Source organism: Nitrospina sp. P1_D6 (assembly GCF_052156615.1).
GTDB lineage: Bacteria > Nitrospinota > Nitrospinia > Nitrospinales > Nitrospinaceae > Nitrospina.
In genome coordinates this window covers 677,156-701,221 of sequence record NZ_JBQKUN010000001.1, presented here as the reverse complement: position 1 = coordinate 701,221, position 24,066 = coordinate 677,156, and the positions used below count along the sequence as shown (strand labels likewise).

General features: G+C 57.4%; 23 protein-coding genes. 13 read left to right on the top strand and 10 right to left on the bottom strand.

All coding sequences use genetic code 11. The features are described 5' to 3' along the window. From ACTRXA_RS03280 to ACTRXA_RS03270, 3 genes are all read right to left on the bottom strand, one after another. The gene (locus ACTRXA_RS03280; RefSeq protein ID WP_442425777.1) at positions 1-1,581 is read right to left on the bottom strand and encodes a peptidase MA family metallohydrolase; all 1,581 of its coding nucleotides are present in this window, start codon (positions 1,579-1,581) and stop codon (positions 1-3) included. Further along, on the bottom strand, positions 1,578-4,910 hold the full coding sequence (locus ACTRXA_RS03275) for a DUF4175 family protein (protein WP_442425776.1): 3,333 nt from the start codon (positions 4,908-4,910) through the stop codon (positions 1,578-1,580). The genes ACTRXA_RS03280 and ACTRXA_RS03275 overlap by 4 nt, the downstream gene beginning before the upstream one ends. Positions 4,911-5,048: 138 nt before the next feature. Further along, the gene (locus tag ACTRXA_RS03270) at positions 5,049-5,819 is read right to left on the bottom strand and encodes a slipin family protein (RefSeq protein WP_442425775.1); all 771 of its coding nucleotides are present in this window, start codon (positions 5,817-5,819) and stop codon (positions 5,049-5,051) included. A 176-nt stretch (positions 5,820-5,995) separates the two neighbouring features. Between ACTRXA_RS03270 and ACTRXA_RS03265 the strand changes: the two genes are divergently transcribed. Then, positions 5,996-6,838 (top strand): hypothetical protein, encoded by an 843-nt coding sequence (locus ACTRXA_RS03265; RefSeq protein WP_442425774.1) that lies wholly within the window; start codon positions 5,996-5,998, stop codon positions 6,836-6,838. Between the two features lie 112 nt (positions 6,839-6,950). Further along, entirely contained in the window at positions 6,951-7,892 is a 942-nt protein-coding gene (locus ACTRXA_RS03260) for a hypothetical protein (RefSeq protein ID WP_442425773.1), read from the top strand. Positions 7,893-8,004: 112 nt separating this feature from the next. Here ACTRXA_RS03260 and ACTRXA_RS03255 read toward each other — a convergent pair whose 3' ends face one another. Further along, complete coding sequence (locus tag ACTRXA_RS03255) at positions 8,005-9,129, bottom strand: S1C family serine protease (protein WP_442425772.1); 1,125 nt, start codon at positions 9,127-9,129, stop codon at positions 8,005-8,007. A 297-nt stretch (positions 9,130-9,426) separates the two neighbouring features. Between ACTRXA_RS03255 and ACTRXA_RS03250 the strand changes: the two genes are divergently transcribed. Further along, entirely contained in the window at positions 9,427-9,969 is a 543-nt protein-coding gene (locus ACTRXA_RS03250; protein ID WP_442425771.1) for a Crp/Fnr family transcriptional regulator, read from the top strand. A gap of 105 nt (positions 9,970-10,074) precedes the next feature. Here ACTRXA_RS03250 and ACTRXA_RS03245 read toward each other — a convergent pair whose 3' ends face one another. From ACTRXA_RS03245 to holB, 5 genes are read right to left on the bottom strand one after another with little or no spacing between them, the layout of a single operon-like run. Next, positions 10,075-10,449: a DUF423 domain-containing protein gene (locus tag ACTRXA_RS03245; protein WP_442425770.1), complete on the bottom strand. Its 375-nt coding sequence runs from the start codon at positions 10,447-10,449 to the stop codon at positions 10,075-10,077. Between the two features lie 5 nt (positions 10,450-10,454). After that, positions 10,455-11,846: a YchF/TatD family DNA exonuclease gene (locus ACTRXA_RS03240; RefSeq protein ID WP_442425769.1), complete on the bottom strand. Its 1,392-nt coding sequence runs from the start codon at positions 11,844-11,846 to the stop codon at positions 10,455-10,457. Continuing rightward, a complete protein-coding gene (gene metG, locus ACTRXA_RS03235; protein ID WP_442425768.1) occupies positions 11,843-13,783 on the bottom strand; it encodes a methionine--tRNA ligase in 1,941 nt (646 codons plus the stop codon). The genes ACTRXA_RS03240 and metG overlap by 4 nt, the downstream gene beginning before the upstream one ends. A gap of 24 nt (positions 13,784-13,807) precedes the next feature. Beyond that, positions 13,808-14,707, bottom strand: coding sequence for a PSP1 domain-containing protein (locus tag ACTRXA_RS03230; RefSeq protein ID WP_442425767.1), 900 nt, complete (start codon positions 14,705-14,707; stop codon positions 13,808-13,810). Between the two features lie 27 nt (positions 14,708-14,734). Further along, positions 14,735-15,751, bottom strand: coding sequence for a DNA polymerase III subunit delta' (gene holB / locus ACTRXA_RS03225; protein WP_442425766.1), 1,017 nt, complete (start codon positions 15,749-15,751; stop codon positions 14,735-14,737). A gap of 325 nt (positions 15,752-16,076) precedes the next feature. Here holB and ACTRXA_RS03220 point away from each other — a divergent pair, with 325 nt between their 5' ends. From ACTRXA_RS03220 to atpC, 10 genes are all read left to right on the top strand, one after another. Continuing rightward, positions 16,077-16,403 (top strand): 4Fe-4S ferredoxin, encoded by a 327-nt coding sequence (locus tag ACTRXA_RS03220; protein ID WP_442425765.1) that lies wholly within the window; start codon positions 16,077-16,079, stop codon positions 16,401-16,403. A gap of 408 nt (positions 16,404-16,811) precedes the next feature. Continuing rightward, complete coding sequence (locus tag ACTRXA_RS03215) at positions 16,812-17,108, top strand: AtpZ/AtpI family protein (protein WP_442425764.1); 297 nt, start codon at positions 16,812-16,814, stop codon at positions 17,106-17,108. Positions 17,109-17,124: 16 nt separating this feature from the next. Beyond that, entirely contained in the window at positions 17,125-17,853 is a 729-nt protein-coding gene (locus ACTRXA_RS03210; RefSeq protein ID WP_442425763.1) for a F0F1 ATP synthase subunit A, read from the top strand. A 27-nt stretch (positions 17,854-17,880) separates the two neighbouring features. Beyond that, positions 17,881-18,108 carry an ATP synthase F0 subunit C gene (gene atpE, locus ACTRXA_RS03205; protein ID WP_005011080.1) on the top strand — a complete coding sequence of 76 codons (228 nt, stop codon included), beginning with the start codon at positions 17,881-17,883 and terminating at the stop codon, positions 18,106-18,108. 83 nt (positions 18,109-18,191) lie between these two features. Next, positions 18,192-18,704 (top strand): F0F1 ATP synthase subunit B, encoded by a 513-nt coding sequence (gene atpF, locus ACTRXA_RS03200; RefSeq protein ID WP_442425762.1) that lies wholly within the window; start codon positions 18,192-18,194, stop codon positions 18,702-18,704. A gap of 41 nt (positions 18,705-18,745) precedes the next feature. Then, positions 18,746-19,300, top strand: a complete 555-nt coding sequence (atpH, locus tag ACTRXA_RS03195) for an ATP synthase F1 subunit delta (RefSeq protein ID WP_442425761.1) — start codon at positions 18,746-18,748, stop codon at positions 19,298-19,300. Continuing rightward, a complete protein-coding gene (atpA, locus tag ACTRXA_RS03190; RefSeq protein WP_442425760.1) occupies positions 19,297-20,802 on the top strand; it encodes a F0F1 ATP synthase subunit alpha in 1,506 nt (501 codons plus the stop codon). Before atpH ends, atpA begins: the two co-directional genes overlap by 4 nt. Positions 20,803-20,805: 3 nt before the next feature. Next, positions 20,806-21,663, top strand: a complete 858-nt coding sequence (gene atpG, locus ACTRXA_RS03185) for an ATP synthase F1 subunit gamma (protein ID WP_442425759.1) — start codon at positions 20,806-20,808, stop codon at positions 21,661-21,663. A gap of 42 nt (positions 21,664-21,705) precedes the next feature. Further along, positions 21,706-23,118, top strand: a complete 1,413-nt coding sequence (atpD, locus tag ACTRXA_RS03180; RefSeq protein WP_442425758.1) for a F0F1 ATP synthase subunit beta — start codon at positions 21,706-21,708, stop codon at positions 23,116-23,118. Next, the gene (atpC, locus tag ACTRXA_RS03175) at positions 23,118-23,543 is read left to right on the top strand and encodes an ATP synthase F1 subunit epsilon (protein ID WP_442425757.1); all 426 of its coding nucleotides are present in this window, start codon (positions 23,118-23,120) and stop codon (positions 23,541-23,543) included. Before atpD ends, atpC begins: the two co-directional genes overlap by 1 nt. Before the next feature lie 68 nt (positions 23,544-23,611). On the opposite strand, the gene ACTRXA_RS03170 is transcribed toward atpC, so the two are convergent. After that, positions 23,612-24,031: a CBS domain-containing protein gene (locus ACTRXA_RS03170; protein ID WP_442425756.1), complete on the bottom strand. Its 420-nt coding sequence runs from the start codon at positions 24,029-24,031 to the stop codon at positions 23,612-23,614. Positions 24,032-24,066 lie beyond the last annotated feature (35 nt).

Below are 24,066 nucleotides of genomic sequence, written 5' to 3'. Positions count from 1 at the left end.
TCATTGTATCAAAGCCAGCCTTGTTTCCTGTTCTTCCTTGAGCCTGTTTTCGCCCAGCGCGCCGTAGATGCGGATCAGGCGCAGGTGCACCGCCGGGTTGAAGGGATTGATGCCCTCCGCCTTCACGTAAAAATCGCGTGCGGCCTCGTAATCCTTGCGCCTGAACGCCACCTCCCCCAGGTTGGTGAGGGTGGTGGGGAACTGCGGGTAAAACTCCAGGCTCTGCTTGAGTAAAATTTCCGCCTCGTCGAATTCGTTGGTCAGCATGTAAGTGCCTGCGAGCTTGTTGTACAGCACCGGTGACAGCGTGTCCGATTCCGAAATCGCCTTGCGGTATTCGATGATCGCGGCCTGCACGTGGTCGCGGCTCTTTAAAATGTCGCCCAGCAGGGTGAGGTCGCGGGCGCGCCGGCTTTCGATGAGGGCGCGTTCGCCTTCTTCATCCTCGGCCTGGCCGTTTTCGCGCTTGTTCTTGAACTGGAACTTGAGCACGGTGAGGCCGGGGATGCGTTTCAGCTTCTGAGTTTTCATGTACGCCTTCCAGTCGTCCTGGAACCGGTCGAGGTCCTTTTGCAGGAGCCGGTCCAGCACGTCGCCCACCGGCGAGCCGTCTTTCAGTCCCGCCACCAGCCCTTCCAGTCCTTCCAGCCCTTTCAACTCGACGAGGTACTGCACCATCGTCGCCACCTCGGCGTAGGCGAGCTGCACGTCCTCGGCGGTTTTGAGTTTGGCGAACGACGGCATCATGGCTTCGAAGTCGATGAGGTAATCGTTGTCGAGCCCGTTGGCGAGCACCGTTTCCATGATCGGCGTCAGGTGTTCCGGGTCGCCGCGCCAGCGCGTCTCCAGGTACTTGGCGATGCCTTCGTGGAGCCACAGCGGCACGTTGTTGTGGCTTTTACTGCTGAGCAGGAAGTGGACGTACTCGTGGCTCAAGGTATCCAGCCAGTTGTAACCGCGCACCAGCGAGCCCGGCGAGATGAGCATCAGCCGGTTGTACTTGCACAAGGCAACCGTGCCGGAGGTCATGATGTCCTTGAAGGTGAGCGGCGAGATGCGCGAGAACGGTTCGCGGCTGGGATAGATCTCCACCCGCACTTTCTTTTTCGGGTGGTGACCGAGGATGTCGCCCAGCACCGCGTAGGATTTCTCCAGCGCGTCAATGGCGTAGTCTACAAGCACGGAGTCGGGTCCGTCGGTGTAACTCAGGATGAAGTGATCCGATTCGCGCAGGACCATGCCCCGCGTCGCTTCGTGCGTCTGCGCCACCAGCTGCTTGAACTCCTTGACCGTGGAGGCGGAGTCCTCGACCTGGTTCATCAGGTCCAGCGACCGCGCGTAGTCACCCTGGTAAAACACCACCCGCGCGAGCAGGAACGTGACGTCGCCGGACTTGGGGTACTTGTCCATCAACGACCGCGTGTGCGCCTCCGCTTCCTCGAAGCGCCACTGGTCGATCAGCGAGTAACCGCGGTTGATGTCTTCCTGCAGGCCGGCGTGGACGGGGGCCGACGCGCCGCACCACAACAGTGCCATGGCAAAGCCGAGAGCGAGCGCGGTACGTGGGAGGGTCGTCGTCATTTCACCAGTTCCTTGTAGTACTGGCCAATGAGGCGTTCGTATTTTTCCGGATACTTGTTCTTCATGGCCTCAATGATGTCCTCACGGAACTGACCCGGCACGCGGTACTGGTCTTCCGACGGCAGGGTGATCTTCTCCTGCCGCAGGCGGCGCGCACCACCACCCTGGCTTGGATCGCGCTGTCGGCCCTGTCCCATTTGCAGGGACGATTTCGGCTGGCCCTGACCCTGGCCGGAGTTTTTCAACGCTTCCAGCATGTCGCGTACCTCGTTGAGTCCCTGCAGCGCACGGTTCTCGGACTCGATGCTGTCCTGCACGCGCTGGCCTTTGAGGCGGCTCTGCGACTGCTTCATGTACCGGCCGGTGCCGGTCATGCGGTTGGAGAGACCGGGGCTGATCATCGGGTTCTTGCGGTTCATCTGCTGGAACAGCTCGGACAACTCTTCCGTATCTTTCGACAGGCCTTCCTGCTGTTTCGCCATCTGTTGCAGTTGCTGTTTTTCCTCGTCGCTCAGCAGGCTCTGGTAGTTCTGTTGCAGGGACCGCATCATGGTGCCGAGTTTCTTGGAGATTTCGCTGTTGAGTTGCGCCACTTCATACAGGTCGTCGTTCATGCGGTCGAGCAGCTCCGGGTTGAGGTCGCGCGAGGTTCGGAAGTGGTTCTGCCAGCGGAGCACATCCGGGTACGTCTGCCTGAACATGGAGTTGAACTCGAACAGGTCCTGGAGCTCCGTGAATTCCTCCAGCTTGTCGTACTTGGAGTTGAGTTCCGGCAGGTAGTTCTTGAAACCGTGGAACATCTTCATGTGCAGGGAGTGGATGCGGTCCATGATGTCCGACAGTTCCGCACGCTTGTCCTTGAGTCTGGCGAAATTTTCGCGGTGCTCCTCTTCGCGGCCCAGCGAACCCAGCGTTTTTTCGTTGAGGTCGCGGATGTCGCTGCTGATCGCATCTTCCTTGTCCATCAGTTCGACCAGTTTCTGCATGTCCGGGTTCGTCTCCAGGACGCGTTCGTCTTCGCGCAGGATGCCCTGGATGGCATTGACGTCTTTTTTGAGGCTTTTAAAGAAATCCATCAACTGCTGCTCGAACATCTTCAACTGCTGGGAGCGCAGGTTTTTGTTGATGTCCATGGTTTTGTCGAGCAGGCCTTTCTGCTGTTCCGCCAGTTCGTCGATTTTCTGGAGCGAGTCGTCGATCTGTTTCATCAGTTCCAGGTCGACCATGTTTTCCTGGTTCTGGTTCATGTTATCCAGGTTTTCGGAAAAGGCCCGCAGGTCGTCCATGAACTTTTCCATCTCCTGCATGGCTTCCTCGATCTTGCCCTGCTCGACAAGGTCCTTGATTTTTTCCATGGAGGCGTTCATGTTTTCGAGGCTCATGTTTTCAAACGCCTGCTTGTTGAGGAACTCGTCGGGAAGGCCCTGCATCTGCTGCGACAACTGCTCCATGATCTTGTGGAGCGTCTCGCGGATCTTGTCCATCGCCTTCTTGAACTCGGAGGTGTTCTTCGGCGAATTTTTGTCTTTGAGTTTTTCGAATTCCTCGCGCAGGTTCTCTGTGAGGTTGCCCAGTTCGCGATCGAGGTCCATCACCTGGTTCATGCGTTCGCGGTTGAGCAGCTTTACGAGGAACAGGATGTCCCGTTCCAGGTGCGTGATGAGGCGTTCCATCACCGGCCCGCCCGGGGGTGCGTTGAAAGCGATGGGCGTGGTTTTGAACAGCGCGTTGTTGATCTGGTTCATCGCCTGAATCTGGTCCTCACGGATTTCGTTCAGGCCGCCGATGATGTTGCTCATCAGGGTCAGGTAAGGTTTTGGAAACGACTCGATCTCCTGCGCCTGCGTCTGGATGGTCTGCGCCAGGTTAATGATCTCGATCAGGCGGTCGGTGCTCCACGCCAGTGTTTTCTTGTAACGGGTCAGGTCCTCCGGCTTGTCGGCCAGCGGTTCGGTGTTCGATACCAGCGTTTTGGCCAGCAGGGTGACCATCTTGTCCACCAGTTCATCCTGCAGGGCCAGCAGGTCCCAGCGTTTCTGCCGCTCATCGAAGATTTCGAACGAATACACCTCCGACTGCCCGGTGTTGGGTCCGTAGACGTTGTCGTTGTCCTCGACCTCGAGGTAATACTGAACGCGGTTGCCCGGTTCCAGCGCCATGGTGGCCAGCTCCCAGGTGTAGCCGTCCTTGTTGTCTTTCTCATTGCTCTTGAACCGCTTGATGGTCCTGCGCGTCACCTGCCCGTCCACGTCCATGACCAGGTTGACCCGGCTCAGGCCAAAGTCATCCACCGCCTCGTAGTAAAACTGGATCTTGTCGGTGACCATGTATACCGGTTTGGGATTGCTCAGAAACATGATGATGCGCGGCGCGCGGTCCTGTCCCAATTCGATTGGATACCTTGCAGGCAACAGCACCTTGTGCCCATCCGGCGTTTTCAGACGGAACTGATAGAAGCCGCCTTCCTTGACGATGAAGCGTCCCTGGATGCGGTGTTCATCCAGCGCATCCATAGACAGGTTGTCGCGGTTGTTCAGCACCAGGGATGCGCCCGCAACCGGATGGTTGGTGCGCGCCGTGACCTTCACTTCTGTCCCCGGCAGGACTTTGATCTTTCCATCGGTGTTATTCAAAGTCACGCGTTTCAATTGCGTGTAGGCGGGGTAATTGAATTCGAGCGACATCGATTCGATGGTGTATTCGAATTCCGGCTGGTTGGATCCGGGGTTGTCGGGCGTGCCGCTGATCTGTTTTATGGGGCTGGCCTCCGGTGGCGGCGCCACCCAGTGTTCATAACCGCGCGTCCAGAAATCCGGCAGGGTGAGTGTGGCCACCAGCAGCAGCACCAGCGATCCCACGAGGGCGCGCTGTGTGTGCCTCATGCGATCGGTGGAGACGATGTCCTCCGGTCTCAGGTCGCGGATGTCCTTCTGCGTGCGGGCCAGCAGTTCCGCGATCATTTCACGCGAGATGCCGTCCGGCTGGTTCTCTTTCAGCCGCGGTTCCAGTTGAACGGAGTTGATGAGGTTGTTGTTGAGACTGCGGACCCTTTCTTCAACAAGAAGCGCGGCCTGGTCGCGCCGAAGACGCAGAAACCACTCGGCGATGTAGGTTCGGCCCAGCAGGTACACCACGGGCAGAGCCCAGACGGCCAGGAAGGGGATCAGCCAGGGGCCGGGGTCTTTCAGAAAGTAGGCCAGCAGGTTGGCGGCCAGTCCTCCGGCGACGAGCAGAAACAGAATCAGGCAGGTTCCCGAGAGGAGATTGACCCGAGTCCTGTAGCGGCGAACGCGGTCGAGGAAATCATGAATGAGGTGCGCCGGGTCCATTCGGATAAGAATCCATTAAAGAACGTTCTCCCATCATTTTATTACATCAGTGGCGGATTTTCCCGCGCAAAAGGACCCTAGCGGAAAATCGGTGTGGTCACAATCCGGCTTTCTCCGACCCCCATGAAGGCTTTAATTTCAGGCTGTTCCCGGATTGTTGTCGTCGGTCTTGGGAGCCCCGACCAGAGATTGGAGCATTTCCAGTGGGAACGGGAAGAACACCATACTGGTTTTGTCCACGGAAAGGTCCACCATGGTCTGCAGGAAGCGCAATTGCAGGGCCGGCGGATGGGCGTTGATGACGTCCGCCGCGTCACTGATGCGCTTGCTGGCCTCGAATTCGCCCTCGGCGTGGATCACCTTGGCGCGCCGCTCGCGTTCCGCTTCGGCCTGCTTGGCCAACGCTCTCTGCATTTCGGTGGGCAGGTCCACGTTTTTGAGTTCGACGTTGGCGACCTTCACGCCCCAGGGTTCGGTCTGCTGGTCGATCACCTGTTGCAGGTGTTCGTTGATCTTTTCGCGGTGTGCCAGCAGGTCATCCAGCTGGCTTTTGCCCAGCACGCTGCGCAGGGTGGTCTGCGACAACTGTTGCGTGGCGTAGAGGTAGTCTTCGACGTCGATGATCGCGCGTTGCGGATCGATCACACGGAAATAGACGACGGCGTTGACGCGCACGGTGACGTTGTCGCGGGTGATGATGTCCTGCGGAGGCACGTCCATGACCACGGTGCGGAGGCTCACCTTCACCATCTGTTGCAGGATCGGAATGACCAGGATGAGGCCCGGCCCTTTGACTTTGTAGAATTTGCCGAGCAGGAAAATGACGCCCCGTTCGTATTCCCGAAGCACCTTGAAGGCGCTGAACAGGATGACCAGTAAAATGATAAGACCGACGATGAATCCATTCATGGTTCGAATCTCCCCCCTTAGGGTTGGTCGTATGGGTGCCTTTTCTCATGATACCACCATTTTCAGCCATGAGGATACCGCGGGAGGCCCGGGGCGGGGATCGCTCAAAAGCCTTCGCGGCCTCTCCTTATGCTGTGATAAACTCAGTGGATCATTAGTTTGAACGGTGATTGCCTGTGAATGCCTTTATCCGTAATACGGCCCTTGGGCTTGCTGTCTGGGTGGCGGCGTGTGCCGCTCCGGCGACGGGATTGTCTGCGGAGGACCGCCTGAGCATCACGACCGATCCCAACGTCACCGGTGACGGGCGCGTGACCATCACACTCCATTTGCGCAACACCGGATCCCGGCCGCTCCACCATGTGCATCCCATGTTTCATTTTCATCACACCATGTCGCACATGCCCATGATCCATGAATTGAAACCGGGGCAGGAAGTGACGCTGATCAACGATCAGCATCCGCCGGTGGTGCGGGTGGGCAGTTACCCGGTGGTGGCCATGGTCAATTACAAGACCGCAATGCACAGCGATGCGACCCGGACGCAGTTGCACACCAGTTCCTTCCATTATGAAGAACCGCTCCAGGCCCTGATCACCGGGGATATTCAGGCGCTTCATCAGGAGAACACGGACTCTTCAACCCTGCGCATCGCGCTTCGCAACGATTCGCCTTCGTTTAAAAACGTGCGGCTGATGTTGCTCCTGCCGCCCGAACTCACCGCCTCACAGTTTTCCGGAATGATGGGCTTCACCATCCACGGTGGGCAGGAAAAGCATTTCGAGGTGCCGGTGCAAAAGGTAGCCGGACGCCCCGGCGGCGAGTACCCGGTGCATCTTCTGGTGGAGTACGGGGAAATGTTGAAACACTATTCCGGCGACATCACGGGCAGTGTGTACTTCGGACCGGACTGGGGTGAAGAACCGTTCTGGCCGCAGATGTTGGTGTTCCTGTTTCTGTTCCTCATGCTGACCCTTGCGGGGGTCCGACGCTGGCGCCACCGCCGGCAACGGGTTTGAACCTTTCCATAGTCTTCATCCCTCTTCAGTTTCCGTTAAGTGAACCCAATTGACACTCCGCCTCCAGCCTTTATATTGGATAAAGGTTTCAATCACTGACTGGAGGAGGGCGATGCAGGGGGAATCGACCGTCAACTGGGAACGTATGCGGCTGCGCAAGAACCGCGCGGTCAGCGGCACCACCATCCACGGCTGGCCGTCCATCCTCTTCGGCCTTCCGTTCGCCGGCATCGGGGTGATGTTGTTCCTCATGTACCTCGGCGTCATACATCTCGACCCGAAAAGCGTGCACGCGCCGTTATGGGTGCTTGCGGTGATGGGAGGCCTGTTCTTCTTCGCCGGAGCGTACATGATCGTTCACGGTTTTCTCGGACTCGGTCTCAAAAAGAAAATCGAGGAAGGCCGACGCCGCGCTCCGCACCAGCCCTGGCTGTGGGACTATGCCTGGGACCCGCTCGGCATTGCCGAAAATAAAATGAAGGACGTGGTGAAGCATTTCATCACCGCCGCCGTCTTCATCGCCTTTCTCGCGCCGTTTCATTACATCGCCTGGTTCAGCGAAAAGGAGCAGGTCCCCATGTGGGTGAAGGGCGTGGTGCTGTTTTTCGATTTCATCGTTGTGCTGATCATCGGCGACGGCATCCGCAAGTACATGCAGTACCTCAAATACGGCAACAGCCGCCTGAGGTTTCTTGGATTTCCATTTCACCTGGGTGGGAAAATGAAACTGGCGCTGGAAGGCATGCCCGGAGCGTTTGATTCGGTCACGCTGAACCTGCGTTATGTTGAAGAAGTGTATGAGACGCGCTACTCCGGGCGAAGAAAGAGCCGCGAGGTGGTGTGTTACCAGATCTATGGGGAAGAGCGGACGATGAACTCCGGCGCCTCGCGCGGCGGCGGGTTCCTGATGGAATGGGACCTGCCGGACAACAGGGAGATGACCACGGAATTGAGCGGGCGTCCCGGGCGGTTCTGGGAAATCGAGATCCAGGCCAAAACGCCGGGGGTCGATTACGACAGCCGCTTCCTCGTGCCCGTGTACGCGAAACAGTAAAGCCTTCCTGCGTGGTATCCAATCCAAATAAGAAAACAAAAGGCCCGGACGGGGGAGCGTCCGAACCTTTTGCCCAGGGAGCGAAGGGGGAGGAGGAACCCTTCGCAGTCAGTTAAGCCTGGCTTTCCTGCATCTTCTCGATGGTGACTTTCACCGTCACCGGTTTGCCGTCCCGCAGGATGTCCAGCGTTACGGTTTTGCCGGGTGCGGTGGTTCCCACCATCTTGGGCAGGGCGGAGAAATCCACCAGCTCCTGCCCGTCGTACTTGACGATGACGTCACCGCGTTTCAGGCCGCCGCGTTCCGCCGGACCTTTCGGCAGGACGCCGTTGACCAGTGCGCCTTTCGGCTCGCTCAACCCAAAAGAAGACGCCAGTTCCTCGGTCATCTTCTGGATGGTGACGCCCAGCCAGCCGCGGGTGACCTTGCCGTCCTTCTTCAGGTCGGCCACGATCGATTTCGCCATGTTGATGGGAATGGCGAAGCCGATGCCCACGTTGCCGCCGTTGCCGGACAGGATCATGGTGTTGATGCCGATCACGTCGCCGTTCATATTGAGCAACGGACCGCCGCTGTTACCGGGGTTGATGGAGGCGTCGGTCTGGATGAACGCGTCATAGGGACCGGAACCGAGGTTGCGTCCCTTCGCGCTCACGATGCCCGTGGTGACGGTGTGGCTCAGGCCGAAGGGGTTGCCGATGGCGATGACCCACTCGCCGACCTCGAGATTTTTGGAATCACCCAGGTTCATGTGCGGCAGGGGCGTGGTGTCGCCTTCCTTGCGAACGATTTTCAACAGGGCGATGTCGGTGGCCGGGTCCTTGCCGATCACCTCGGCCTCGTACTCTTTACCGTCGTGCAATTGAATTTTTACCTGATCCGCACCATCCACCACGTGGTTGTTGGTGAGGACATGACCTTCTTTATCGATAATGAAGCCGGAGCCGGATCCCCGAGGGGCCGGGCCGGGTGAGGGGACACCGGGACCGAACGGATTCCGCGGGTCCATGCCGCGCGTCCGTTCCATCTTGACGGACGAATGCACGCCGACCACCGCCTTGTCCTGCTTTTTCACCACTTCGGTGATACGGTTGGTGCCCACCGGGCTTGTGTCAGTGCTGAGTGCAAAGGCGTTGTCCGGCTGCAGGCCGTGATCGCTCCCCATTATGGAAAGCATGGGCACGCCGACAAACAGGAACGACGCCAGTGTGATTGATTTCCAATTCAGTTTCATCATAGTCCTGGCTCCATCCGGAGATGAGTGTTGGGTTGACCTTCTGCCTGGGGAAGCCCCTCAGGTCTTTGTACCTAGAATAAGGAGCGCGGATTAAGAGGACGTTAAGCGAATATTAAATAATTTTAATCGGGCTCGTTCAGGAATGGTTAAAAACCGGTGCCGGGGCGGTGAAAAACAATGGCCCGTTTGTATGTGGCCGTTTTTTCGAAGCAAAACGGTTTGCCACGTCGTCAATCTGCATTATAATCTTGGAGGGTCCCTTGGTTGGGGACCTCTTTCTTTAAACCGAGGGGGAGCATGAAAACCGCCGACGTGGTAGATCACCTCAACCGAATTTCCTTCTTCGACGACTTCAGCGAGAAGGAAAAACAGGCATTGGCGCAGATCACCGGCACCGTGCAGAATGTGGCAAGGGGCGAGTGTGTGATCCGCAAGGGCACCACCGACCCGACGATGTATTTCGTGCTGGAAGGCACGATCGTGATTTCCGCCGGGGAGGACCTCGATCACGAGATCACCGAGCTTCACGTCGGTGCGCTGTTTGGAGATGTGCCTTTTGTTAAAGCAGTGCCGCGTGTGACCAGCGTCCTTGCCAAAACCGACGCCACCCTCCTGCGTTACCACAAAGATCAGATGGACCAGATGGATCCCCTGCTCATCGGCAAGTTCAAGGACCAGTTTCTCAAACTGTTCGTTATCCGCCTCGACATGCTGAAAAGCACCATCAGCCAGAACCGTGTCGATTTCGAAAAATTCTTTGACTCCTTCCAGAACATCTTCAAGGAAATCGAAGTCATCAATCAGGACATCGTGGTTCCAGAAGACGACAATCAGGAATGAGGTCTCGCCTCATTTAAAGCAGACGCGGGTGAATCCGGGAAAATATTAAAATGCGGTTATCCGCAGACAAGTGGGGTGGGACCGGTGTGTCTTGCTGAAGAGGATTTATTTTTTGGGAATTGAGAAGGCGAGAAGAAACCAGCCGATCATGAACGACAACCCGCCTAATGGAGTGACGGGGCCCAGCGCCCTCGGGCCACCCAGCGCCAGCCAGTAGAGGCTACCCGAAAACATGACGATGCCTGCCAGAAAAAACCATCCCGCCTTGTTTGCCCGGGAGTCGTTGCCTTCACCGAGGTATCCGCAAAGCAGGCCGACGAGAACCAGCGCGAGGCTGTGGAAGAACTGATACTGGTTCGCGGTCTGAAAGGTGGCGAGGCTTTTTTCAGTCAGCACCGCTTTTAAAGAGTGCGCCCCGAAGGCACCCAGCATGACACTCAGTCCACCCAGTATGCCTCCAAGTAAAATCCAGCGTCGCATGGGGATCATCCTACGATGTTGTACCGCCGCGGACGGTACTTGACGCCGAACTGCTTTTCGGCGATCTCTTCACATTTGTCTTCGTCCACATCCTTCTGGTGCGTCACGATGGTCGCCTGCACATCGGGTATGTGGCGCCTGGCGTCTTCAATGAACTTCAGAATCTCGTCGTAAATTTTCCCCCGGTAATTGGGCAGGGGCTGGCTGACTTCATCGTACGCGTCGGAGTTGTCGGCGTTCAGGCTGATGGACACCGAATCGACGAGGCCTTCCAGTTCCGGCAGGATATTGCGTTTATTAATGACGTTGCCGTGACCGTTGGTGTTCAGCCGCACGCGTCCCCCGGCCTCCTTGATCTTTTTCGCCACCTCTTTTATGACATCGAGCCGCAAAGTGGGTTCGCCGTACCCGCAAAATACGACTTCGTCGTACCTGGTCGGGTCGTCGATCGACTCCCATACCTCCTGCGCGGTGGGTTCGCGGTCGAGGGCGAGATTGTATCCCTGCACGATGGGTTTGGAGATGCGGGTGCAGAACACGCAGTTGGCGGTGCATCGTTGGGTCAGGTTGAGGTACAGCGAGTTTCTTATCTGGTACGAGATGGTGCCGGACTTCGCTTTGCTTCCGATGCCGTAGAGGTCGAAGAAATTGAGTTCCACCGTGCGGTGAAGGTCCTGTACGCTGGTGCCGCGCAATTCCGCCAGGAAATCCGCCGTGTGATTGACGAAAGCCGGTTCGTTGCGCTTGCCGCGCATGGGGACGGGCGCCATGTACGGGCAGTCGGTCTCGACGAAAAGGCGGTCGGCGGGAATGGTCCTGGCCACGGCACGCAACTCTTCCGCGTTCTTGAACGTCACCACACCGGAGAAGGAAATGTAGAAGCCCATCGCCAGTGCCGCCTCGGCCAGTTCCTGGTCGCCGGTGAAGCAATGGAAGATGCCGGAGCGCGCATTGGGATCGTCCGGGTAGTATTCGGACAGAATGGCGATGGTGTCTTCCTTCGCGTCTCGGGTGTGGATGACCAGCGGTTTTCTGTGTTCGCGCGCCAGCTCGATGTGTTTGCGGAAATGCTCGCGTTGCAGGTCGTGCGGCGAATAGTTCTTGAAATAATCGAGACCCGTCTCACCCACCGCGATCACCCGCGGATGCTGGAGCAGTTCCTTCAGTTCCAGGTACGTGTCTTCGTCGATGTCCTTGACGTCGTGCGGATGGATGCCGACGGCGGCGTAAATGAAGTCGTGTTCTTCGGTCAACTCCACCGAACGTTTGCTGCTCGGGATGTCGCACCCGATATTGACGATGTACTTCACACCGCTCTCGACCGCGCGCTGGATCATCTCGTCGCGGTCGGCGTCGAAGTCCGTCATATCCATGTGTGCGTGAGTGTCGATGATCATTTCACACGCGCTCCCAACTCCAGTTCCTCGTCAAACCCGGCGAGGACGATTTTGTCCTTGTCGCTTCCGGCAAGGATCATGCCCTGCGACTCGATGCCCATGAGTTTCGCCGGTTTCAGGTTGGCCACCAGGATCACCTTGCGGCCGACCAGTTTTTCCGGCTCGTAACTTTCCGCGATGCCCGCCACCACCTGGCGCTGTTCGCTGCCGAGGTCGACCTTCAGCTTGATGAGCTTTTTCGATTTCTTCACTTTTTCGGCTTCGATGACCAACGCCACGCGTAGGTCGAGTTTCATGAATTCGTCAATCTGGATCAGGTTGTCTCCATTGCCTTCGGCTTCCGCCGAGGCGCCGTCATCCGAAGCCTTGGCTTCGACCGACGACAGGATTTTCTCCGCGGCCTTGTCTTCGATGCGCGGAAAAATCTGCTCTCCCTGTTTGATTTCCGTTGTCGCAGGAAACCAGCCCCAGGTGCGGATGGAAGCGAGGCCTTGTTCTTCAATGGAGTTGTCGATGCCCAGCTGCGTCATCATCTTTTTTGTCGTGTCCGGCATGAACGGGTAAATGAGGATGCCGATGACGCGGCACGCCTCGGCGGCATTGTACAGCACGGTGGCCAGACGTTTTTTGCCTTCGTCGGATTTTGCCAGGTTCCACGGCGCGGTGTTGTTGATGTATTGATTGGACGCGTCGAGCAATTCCCAGATTTTAATCAGGATGCGGTTGTATGCGAGCTCGTCGTAGAGATCGTGCACCTGTTCGACCACCTCCTTGGCCTTGCCCTTGAGGCCCGCATCCTCGTCGCCTTCCACATCCGCTTCCGGCACCTTGCCTCCGTAATACTTGCCGATCATGTTGAGCGTGCGGTTCAGCAGGTTGCCCAGGTTGTTGGCGAGGTCGCTGTTGACCCGGCCGATGAGCGCCTTGTGGGAGAAGTCGCCATCGAGACCGAACGGCACCTCGCGCATGAGAAAGTAGCGGATGACATCCACGCCGAACTGGTCGATCAACAGGTTCGGCTCCACCACGTTGCGGAGCGACTTAGACATCTTCTTGCCTTCCACCGTCCACCAGCCGTGCGCGAAGATGTTGAGGGGAGGGGAGATACCGATGGCCTTCAGCATGGTGGACCAGTAGACCGCGTGCGTGGTCAGGATGTCCTTGCCGATCAGGTGATGCGCTGCCGGCCAGTATTTGCTTTTCAGTATCTCTTCCAGGCTGCCGTGGATCGAGATGTAGTTGATGAGCGCGTCGAACCAGACGTAGGTGACGTAGCCCTCGTCGAAAGGCATCGGGATGCCCCACGGCAGGCGTTCCTTCGGCCGCGAGATGCAAAGGTCTTCCAGCGGCTTTTTGAGGAAACCCAGGATTTCATTCTTCCGCGACGCGGGCAGGATGAACGATTCGTTTTTCCGGATGTGGTCGATCAGCCAGTCCTGGTACTGGCTCATCTTGAAAAAGTAATTGTACTCCTTGATCTTCTCCACCTTGCGGCCGCATTCCGGGCAGTTGCCGTCGACGAGGTCCTTTTCCGTCCAGAAGCGCTCGTCCGGCATGCAGTACCAGCCCTCGTAGCTGTCGCGGTAGATTTCGCCCTTGTCGTACAACGCCTGGAGAATCTGGCGAACCACCCGGGTGTGGCGTTCCTCCGTGGTGCGGATGAAGTCGCTGTTGGAAATGTTGAAGCGCACCCACAGGTCCTTGAACGGCTTGTGCAGGGCATCAACATGTTCCTGCGTGCTGCGCCCCGCCAGTTGCGCCGCCTGCTGAACCTTTTGTCCGTGTTCGTCTGTGCCGGTCAGGAAAAACACGTCATCGCCGTCCAGCCTGCGGTAGCGCGCGGCGACATCGGCGGCGATAGTGGTGTAGGCGTGGCCGATGTGCGGCACGTCATTGACGTAGTAAATGGGTGTGGTGATGTAAAAGGTTCGGTTCATTTCAGTGGTGAATGCGGTTGAGGGTTAGCTGGCCGGTTTGGGCGGCTGGACGGCCTGCGGGGGCAGGTACTCGCGCAGTTCTTCCAGATCATAGTACATGATGAAATCGTCCTCAAGGCGAACGGTCACCTTCTGTTTCAGGATGTCGTTCTGGATGACGCGGCCCTTGCCGTCCGGCGTCGAGATGGTTTTGCCCAGTTTGGGCATTTCCTTGATGAGGTCCTTGTAGATATTGTGTTCGTATTGCAGGCAACACATCAGCCGGCCGCACACCCCTGAGATTTTACTGGGATTGAGGGCGAGGCCCTGGTCCTTGGCCATGCGGATGGTGACCGGGGTGAACTCCGGCAGGAATCGTGAACAGCAGAGCTCCTCGCCGCACACACCGTGGCCGTTGATCGACTTCGCCTCGTCGCGCACGCCGACCTGGCGCATTTCGATGCGGTGGCGCAGGCGGGAGGCGAGTTCCTTGACCAGCTGGCGGAAGTCAATGCGGCCTTCGGCGGTGAAATAGAACACCGACTTGTTGAGCTCTTCGAAAAACACCACGCGGCTCAGATTCATCGGGAGCTTCAGGTTTTCGATCAGCTCGCGGCACAGCACGGTGGACTTGATTTCGCGTTGGCGTTTGTCCTGTTCGTGTTGCAGGTCTCCTTCGGTGGCAAGCCGCAGGACTTTGGGAGGACGGCATGCGTCCTTGCGCACATTGAGGATTTTGTTGGAGGCCACGACGCCGATCTGCGGGCCGTCTTCGGTTTCCACCATCACTTCCATGCCGACACGCAAGACCAGCGTGTGCGGATCGCAGACCTGGGTTTTATCCCGGCCGCGAAGGCGCACCCCGATGACGAACTTCGGACTCGACGGAGATTCTGCGTGGCCGTTGTTTGTTGTGCTATTGGGATTCAAGGCTTCATTTGGCATGGGTCGTCCTTTGGCATGGGTCGTCCTTCACGCCGCTTCACAGAACTGCATCAGCATGTTTTCCAGGGTCAATTGCACGTTGGCGTTGCGGTCCAGAAGATTGCGTGTGCGGAACACCGACTCCATCATGCTGAGAACGGCGGACCGCGGTTTTGCCTGGGCGAGGGGGGCGAGCCGCCCCGCGAGGTCGCGGTTGTTCAGGATCTCCGCTCCGCATCCCACCTGCAACAGGGCAACGTCGCGAAGCAGGCCCAGCAGTTCTTCAAGGATTTTTTTTATCTGGGACAGGTCCTGCCCCCGTCCGGTTTCCCGGCACCAGGCAAACAGCAGATCCATTCTGCGGAAACTGAGCTGACCGAGAAGAGCCAGCAGTTCCTCCCGGTAACGCGCGATTTCCGCCACATCTTCCGCCAGCGCCCGGGCCACCTGGCCTTGGGACCGCAGAACACGCAACTCGATTTCCTCATCGAGCATGCCCTGGGTGTCCGGATGCGCTTTCAAAATGGAGTTCAGGGCGTCCTGCGGCAAGGGATGGAACCGCACTCCCTGGCACCGCGAGATGATGGTCGGCAGCATCTGATAAGGATTGGCGGTCACCAGCACCAGCACTGTTGCCGCCGGAGGCTCCTCCAGAGTTTTGAGGAAAGCGTTGCAGGCCTGCAGGTTCATTTTTTCCACGCCATCGACCACTGCAACCTTGTAGCGGCCTTCATAGGGAGTGAACCCCAGTTTCTTTTGCAGTTCGCGGATTTCGTCGATGTTGATGCTGGTATCACGGGACGAGGGTTTTTTGATGGGTTCCAGGAAAAACACGTCCGGATGTTGTCCCTGCTCGATTTTACGGCAGGACGGGCAGGCGCCACAGGCGGCTTGGGGACCGGTTTCGGCGCAGTTCAGCGCCTTGGCGAACTCCAGGGCGGTTCGCTTTTTGCCCACGCTTTCAGGGCCGAAATAGAGGTAGGCGTGTGCCACCGTGCCTTGTTCCAGAGCACGGTCAAGTATATGTTTAGCCTGGTCTTGGCCCAGGATGGTTTCAAAGTGCATGTGAACCTGATAACTGCTTATATACAAACGTTTATAAAAATAAACGCGGTAACGTAGGGGAAGTTTGAGACCGGCTCCTGTCTCCTCAAACGAGCACGGCCAAGGCCCGGATACGGGCTGTTCACAAACCCAAACGCTTTCATATTATTATATGGCCCCGGTCCTGTAAATGAAAAAGCCCGCCTGCCGGCAGGGCGGGGGCCGGCGGCATAAGATTGGAAAAATGTTGGTTTGATATTGAATCCCAATTTGGATTTTGCTATAAATCTGCCCTGTTTGCTACAATATGGAAGAAATGTGAATTCAATCGTATGGATATCCTGATATGGCAGTAGCCGAACGAGCCAAACGCTCCGCCCAAAGAAAACGCAAACCGAAAGAGTTAGCGGTCATCAACGAGGCCTGCACCGGATGCAGTGGCTCGCCCATTTGCATCACCGAGTGTCCGGTAGAGAACTGCATGTACGAGGTTCAAAACCCATATGCGCCGGCTTTCAACGTGGTGATGGTGGATGAACTGCTGTGCATCGGTTGTAAAAAATGTGTCTCCAAAGGCCCCATGGATACGTTCCTGGAGGGGTGCCCTTGGGATGCAATTGACATGCTCCCGTTGGCCGATTACGAAAAGAAATTCGGGGAAATGCCTTACTGAGGACGTGCCGGGCAGGCCTCCGGGTTTCCGCAATTGGGAGTGGGCAAGCGGAATCCCAATGCTTTCCCCATTCCAGGCTAATTTGCATTGGCCATCCTGACGCTGGATTTTTCAATTGACAGGTGAGAAGTTCGGCGTTATTTTTTTGCGGCCCAAACGGTCTAGATGTGTCGCGACCCGGACCGGCCCCTGTTGCAGGGTAAATCATTGAGTGAGGGGCGGTTTTGGCAGTTGCCGGCATTCCTTTCTCCCAAATTCGAGCGAACACCGCGCGAACATTTCAGATTTTTGTCGAACCCCGGAAGTCCTTGAGGCAACTCAAGAATTTCTTTTGGTAAACAAGGATCCTGTTGGTATGATGAGGCGTTTTCAGCCTTATCTGGCCTTGTTACCCCCAATGACAAAAAAATGAAATCCGGGAGTTCCCTACGCCAGGGCCTGAGTTACGCGTTCAGACTCGGCACCGAGATGACCGTTGCCACCCTCATCGGGGCTTTGATGGGGTACGCGCTGGACTACTTTCTGGAGACGGACCCCTGGTTTCTTGCCGTCGGCGTTTTGTTCGGCGGTGCCGCCGGGGTCCTCAATGTGTACCGGGCGGCAATGAATATGGAGCAGGACTGGGGGCAGGACGACCCAGAAAACAAGGGCGACAATAAAACGGATTTGGACGACGGCCCTCCGGATCCCAACCGCGACGATTAAAAAGAAATATTGAGGAATGGAAAACCCGCTTCACCACTTCGAATTGCACCCCATCATCCCCATCCAGTTTCTGGGGCTCGACCTTTCCATCAACAAGGCGGTCATCGTCATGTGGGTGGGCGTTGCCCTGGTTTTTTTCCTGTTCATGGTGGTGATCAAAGGCGGCCTCAGGCTGGTACCCGGCAAGGGGCAGAGTGTCGCCGAAGTTTCTCTCGAATTCGTTCAGGGCATGGTTGATGAGTTCATTGGCGAGGACGGCAGGAAATACTTCTCCTTTGTCGCCACCCTGTTTTTCTTTATTCTGGTATGCAACCTGATCGGCCTCGTGCCCGGTTCGTACACCATGACGAGCCAGCTGGTCGTTACCGGTGCGTTTGCGCTGATCATCTTTTTCATGACGCTGGTCATCGGCTTCGTCAAACATGGCGGGCATTTTCTGAGTATCCTCGTGCCGCCGGGCGTGCCCAAGCTCATGATCCCGTTCATGATCCCGATCGAAGTCATCAGCATGCTGGCCCGACCGGTGTCGCTGTCCGTGCGCCTGTTTGCCAACATGACGGCGGGCCACACGGTGCTGGCGGTGCTGTTCGCATTGACGCTCACGGCCCCGGGGTGGGTCAGCTGGATGCCGTTCGGGTTCACCGTCGTCATCAACGTATTGGAAGTCGCAATCGCATTCATTCAAGCTTATATATTCACCGTCCTGACATGTGTTTACATCGGGGACGTCATTAAATTGCATTAAATCAATCATCAAGAGAGGAGTTCCAGGATGGAAGCAGCTGCCGCAGCATATTTGGGAATGGGCTTGTGCGCCGCAGGGTTCTTCGGTGCGGCGATTGGTATCGCCAATATCTTCGCCACGACCATCGAGACCGTAGGTCGTCAGCCGAATGCCGAAGGCCGTGTGGCCAAGTATTGCTGGATCGGTTTCGCGCTGGTGGAAGCCGTTGCTCTGTACGCGCTGGTTCTCGCCTTTATTCTGATGGGCAAGGCGTAAGCGCACTTTAGTGACGCGCCCTTCGGGGCGCATCCAGGTACGGCAATCTTTATGAACAACCTTCATCCCAGGTCACCCGGACAATGCCACAACTAGAGCAGGTATCGGTATTTTCTTCATTGATCTTCTGGTCGATCGTCTCGTTCGCCCTTCTTCTGTTTCTGCTGAAGAAGTACGCGTTCCCTCCCATCCTGCAGATGCTGGAGGAGCGGCAGAAGAAAATTTCCGGAGACATTAGAAGCGCCGAAGCCATGCGGGCGGAAGCGGATAAAATCAGGAAGGAGTTTGAGGACCAGCTCCAGACCGCGCACGACAAGGCGAACACCATCGTCCAGTTGGCACACGACGAGTCCCGCAAACTGCAGGAAAAAACCCTCAACGAAACCCAGGCCAAAGTTCGGCAGATGCAGAAGGAAGCCGAGCATGAAATCCGTGTTGCGCGCGACAGGCTGATGGGGGAGATCCGGCAGTATGTTTCCGTTTTGACCATTGCCTCCACCGAGAAAATCCTGCGCCGCACCATGCAGGACGACGACAAAAAGCGGCTGGTGGACGAGTCCATTGACGAAGTGGTCCGCAACCTGGAAAAGAACTAGGCGCGGCGGCGTTGGCCGTCCCGTCGTGAAATGAAGGCACAATGATTGAAAACCAGATAGGCAAACGATTTTCCGAAGCGTTGTCCGGCTCCATTGAGGAAAACGCCAAACTGCAGGAAGCGCTGGACAACCTGTGCGATCTGGATGATGCCATTCAGTCCGACCCCGCACTGCCCAAGTTTTTTCTGCATCCCGCCATTTCGGACGACAAGAAACTCGCGTTCGTGATGTCGCTTTGCGACAACATCCCGGCCGGCAAGGAAGTGCGCAAGGTGGCGGAGATGCTGGTTCAGCGAAACAAGATGGCCTATCTGAAAAACATCCGGGAATACTTTGAAAAAACGGTGGCCGATCGGCTCAATCAGGTGCGGGTGAAGATCGTGGCTGCCCATCCTGTATCCGAGGAACAACTGAATAAACTGAAATCGTCCCTGGACCGGGCTTTGGGAAAAAGCGCGGTGATCGACAGCCAGGTGGACGAGTCGTTGCTCGGCGGCATCCGTGTCAGTATCGGAAGCTGGGTCGCCGATGCCACCATCAAGAACCGCCTGGCGCTGTTGCGACGGTCGATTGAGAAGGAGGAGGTCCTACTGTGAGTCTTAGAGCGGATGAAATCAGCACCCTGATCCAGAAGCAGATCGAAGGGTTTGAGTCCGAAATCGAATTGAAGGAAACCGGCCGCGTCATCTCCGTCGGCGACGGCATCGCGCGCATCTACGGCCTCGAACAAGCGATGGCGGGCGAACTGGTGGATTTTCCGAACGACGTCACCGGCATGGTCCTGAACCTGGAAGAGGACAACGTCGGCGCCGTGCTCATGGGATTCGACAACCTGATCAAGGAAGGCGACGAAGTCAAGCGCACCGGACGCATCATGGACGTGCCGGTCGGACCGGAGCTGGTCGGCCGCGTGGTGAACGCGCTTGGCCAACCGATCGACGGCAAGGGCCCCATCAACGCCAAGCAGCGCGGCCCCATCGAGCGCATCGCACCGGGTGTCATCGACCGCAAATCCGTACACGAACCGATGCAGACCGGCATCAAGGCCATCGACGGCATGATCCCTGTCGGCCGCGGTCAGCGCGAATTGATCATCGGCGACCGGCAGACCGGCAAGACCGCCGTCGCCATCGACGCCATCATCAACCAGAAAGGGCAGAACATGTTCTGCATCTACGTCGCCGTCGGCCAGAAGCGGTCCACGGTGGCGCGTGTTGTCAAGACGCTGGAAGAGCACGGCGCGATGGATTACACCATCGTCGTTTCCGCCAGCGCCAGCGACCCGGCCCCGATGCAGTTCATCGCACCGTACGCCGGTTGCGCCATGGGCGAGTATTTCCGCGACAACGGCCAGCACGCACTCATCATTTACGACGATCTGTCCAAGCAGGCGGCGGCCTACCGCCAGTTGAGCCTGCTGTTGCGCCGTCCTCCGGGACGCGAGGCGTACCCCGGTGACGTCTTCTTCCTGCATTCGCGCCTGCTCGAACGCGCCGCGAAGTTAAATGACGAATTGGGTGCGGGATCGATGACGGCTCTTCCCATTATCGAGACGCAGGCCGGCGACGTGTCGGCGTACATCCCGACCAACGTCATCTCCATCACCGACGGACAGATCTACCTGGAAACGGACCTGTTTTATTCGGGCGTACGCCCGGCGATCAACGTCGGTCTCTCCGTTTCCCGCGTCGGTGGCTCCGCACAGATCAAGGCGATGAAGCAGGTGGCGGGTCAGTTGCGCCTCGACCTCGCGCAGTACCGCGAAATGGCTGCCTTCTCCCAGTTCGGCAGTGACCTTGACGCCGCCACGCAGGCGCAGTTGGCACGAGGTGAGCGCCTGGTGGAGTTGCTGAAGCAGCCGCAGTACCGGCCGTTGACCGTGGTGCAGCAGGTGGTCTCGCTGTTCACCGGCGTACGCGGCCACCTCGACGACATCAAGGTGCGTGACATCCAGCGATTCGAGGAAAGCTTCATCAATTTTCTGGAAGAAAAGAAAAAAGACCTTATGGAAACCATCGCCAAGGATAAGAAGCTCACCGATGAAAGTGAAGAGCAACTGACTGCGGCGGTCAAAGAGTTCAAGGGATTGTTTAATTAAATCATGCCAAATTTACGGGACGTTAAAAGCCGGATTCGGAGTGTCAAGAACACCCAGCAGACCACCAAGGCCATGAAGCTGGTGTCGGCCTCCAAGTTGCGCCGTGCCCAGGAAGCCATCCTGACGGCCCGGCCTTACGCCACCAAGATGCGCGACGTGCTGAATCATCTGGCCGCCCGCTGCAACCACGACCTGCACCCTTTGTTGAATGACCGCGAGGGCGACAATATCCTGCTGGTGATCATCACGGCGGACCGCGGCCTTTGTGGGGCCTTCAACGCCAATATCGTCAAGATGGCGTCGAAGGTCATCGATGCCAACAGCAACAGCAACATCTCCCTGTTTCTTGCGGGCAAAAAAGGCGGGGATTTCTTCAAACGCCGGTCTTACAAGATTCAGGAAAACTATCCGGGCTGGACCAAGGATTTCAACTACGCCAAGGCGGTGGAGATCGGCGAAAAGCTGGGGCAGTTGTTCGTGGAAAAACAAGTGGACCGTATTTTTCTGGTGTACAACGAGTTCAAGTCCGTCCTCCGGCAGGAGGTCATCAGCGAGCAATTGCTGCCGGTGGCTCCGGAGGAGACGGAAGATCAGTTTCCGGTGGATTACATTTATGAGCCGGACGAGGAAAGCATTCTGGAAGACATTCTGAAGCGGTACATGACCTTGCAGGTTTACCGCGCCTTTCTGGAATCCAGTGCCAGCGAACACGGCGCCCGCATGACCGCGATGGACAACGCGTCGCGCAACGCCAAGGAAATGATCGGTCAGTTGACCCTGTTTTACAACCGCACACGGCAGGCGTACATCACCAAGGAACTGATCGAAGTGGTCAACGGGGCGGAAGCGCTGAAAGACTGAATATAAAGTATCGACCAAGACGACCAAGTAAAGGAGCGTTTGATGAACGTAGGAAAAGTCATCCAGGTAATCGGTCCCGTCGTGGATATCAGCTTCAAGGGCGGCGAACTGCCGGCTTTGTACAATGCTCTCCACATTAAGAAAGAGGTGCAAGGTGGAGAGGACGAAACCATCACCTTGGAAGTGGCGCAGCATCTGGGCGACAATGCGGTGCGGGCCATCTCCATGCACCCCACCGACGGCCTCGTGCGCGGCATCGATGCGGAAGATACGGGTCGCCCGATCTCGGTTCCCGTAGGCGAAAATGTGCTGGGACGGATCCTGAACGTCATCGGCGAACCTGTCGATCAGAAGCCAAAGGTCGAGTCACAGGAGACGTGGAGTATCCACCGCGACGCGCCGCCGCTGGACGAGCAGGACACGGGTATGGAAATGCTGGAAACCGGCATCAAGGTCATTGACCTGCTCGAGCCGTACCTGAAGGGCGGCAAGACCGGACTTTTCGGCGGCGCCGGCGTGGGCAAGACCGTTCTCATCATGGAACTGATCCGCAACATCGGCGCGGAGCACAGCGGGTATTCGGTGTTCGCCGGGGTCGGGGAACGTACACGTGAAGGCAACGACCTCTACCACGAAATGATCGAATCGAAGGTCATTGACAAGACGGCCCTGATCTACGGTCAGATGACAGAACCTCCCGGCGCGCGCATGCGGGTCGCCCTGACGGGGTTGACCATCGCCGAATACTTCCGCGATGTCGGTGGTCAGGACGTGCTCTTGTTCATCGACAATATCTTCCGGTTTTCGCAGGCAGGTTCCGAAGTGTCCGCGTTGCTCGGCCGTATCCCGTCCGCGGTTGGTTACCAGCCGACGCTGGCCACCGAGATGGGCAACCTGCAGGAACGCATCACTTCAACGAAGAAGGGGTCCATCACCTCCGTCCAGGCGATTTACGTTCCGGCCGACGACCTCACCGATCCGGCTCCGGCGACCACCTTCTCTCATTTGGACGCCACCACCGTTCTCAACCGGCGCATCTCGGAACTGGGCATTTACCCTGCTGTAGATCCTCTGGACTCGACTTCACGCATCCTGGATCCGGCGATTGTCGGCGAAGAGCATTATTCGGTTGCGCGTGAAGTGCAGCGCACCTTGCAGCGCTACAAGGAACTGCAGGACATCATCGCCATTCTGGGTATGGACGAATTGACGGAAGAGGACAAGATGCTCGTCATGCGGGCCCGCAAAATCCAGAAATACCTGTCCCAGCCGTTCTTCGTTGCAGAAACGTTCACCGGCGCGCCCGGCAAATACGTCAAGGTGGCTGACACCATCACCGGCTTCAAGGAAATCGTCAACGGCAAGCTGGACGACATCCCCGAGCAGGCGTTCTACATGTGCGGCGCCATCGATGAGGTGTACGAAAAAGCCGAGAAACTCAAGAAGCAGGGTTGATGAGCATGGCCGAAGAGAACCAGAAACTGCATTTTGTGTTGGTCACGCCGGAGAAGGAGATGGTCAACGATCCGAGCGTAGACCAGGTCAATATTCCCGGAAGCGAGGGCGACCTGGGCATCCTTCCCCTGCACGCGCCTTTGTTCACCACCATGCGGCCGGGAAGCTTTTCCTATGAAAAGGGCGATGAGATCATTTCGCTCGTCGTGGGTCACGGGTACGCGGAAATCACCAACGACCGCGTGACGGTGCTGGCGGAGACCGCCGAGTACCTCAGCGACGTCGATGTGGCCCGCGCGCAGGAAGCCAAGGCTCAGGCCGAAGCCATTCTGGCCAAGCCCGATGTTGAGGAATCCGAACTCGTCGAAGCGCAGAAAAAATTGTTCCGCGCTCTGGCCCGCATCGAAAGTAAAGGCACCGAGTAACGCTGCAGCCTTCCCCCTTTTAACTCCAGGCGTTCCAGCGTGGCCCGGTTGATTTTGCCGGGTGACCTTTAAAACGTGCGGATGCGCGGGTTCGAAAAGTAGTGCACCAGGTTATGCACTGAGATGATTCCCACCAGTTCCTCCTTGTCCATCACCACCAGGTGACGGATCTTCTTTTTCGCCATAAACTTATTGGCGTCCAGCACCGATTCGTGACAGTCGATCGTCTGTAATGGCGTGGTCATGATGTCCGCCACCTGCGCTGTTTTGGGATCGAGTCCCTTGGCCACCACCTTGCGGGCGAAATCGGTTTCGGTGACGATTCCGACGGGTTTCTTTCCCTGTATGACCACCAGCGACCCCACGTTCCGATCGTGCATGAATTCCGCCGCGTCTTTGATGGTTGCTGTCTCAGGAATGGTGACCACCGGGGCGGACATGTAGTCACTCACTTCTTCAATCGGATTTTCCTGCTTGCGTTTCTTCATTGGAACACCTCCTTGCTTGCCTCGGCGAGCCGGCA